General features: G+C 63.9%; 1 protein-coding gene. It reads right to left on the reverse strand.

The annotated features are described in order from the left end of the window. A partial coding sequence (locus tag SB717_RS36185) for a LacI family DNA-binding transcriptional regulator (protein WP_410907830.1) occupies nucleotides 1–169 on the reverse strand: 169 nt, incomplete at its 3' end. Between the last annotated feature and the right edge of the window lie 100 nt (nucleotides 170–269).

The raw sequence follows: 269 nt of genomic DNA on the forward strand, positions 1-269 counted from the left end.
GCAACTGTGCGATGACGGCACGTACGCGCTCCCCCGTGGCCGGCGCCACATTGGGTTCGTTGTTGATGACGCGGGACACGGTCTTGATACCGACGCCCGCCTCGCGGGCGACGTCGCGGATCGTCACTCGCCGGGCCGCGCTTGGTCCAACGCCCGATAACGATGTCATTACGCCCCATCTCCGCCGTGTGAACGAGTGTAGCGAAATGTTCCCGGGTATGTCATCATGGCCGATGACACCGTTGTCAGGGCATCAGGCCCTCCGACAG

This window comes from Priestia sp. SIMBA_032, from assembly GCF_046535215.1.
Classification (GTDB): domain Bacteria; phylum Bacillota; class Bacilli; order Bacillales; family Bacillaceae_H; genus Priestia; species Priestia aryabhattai.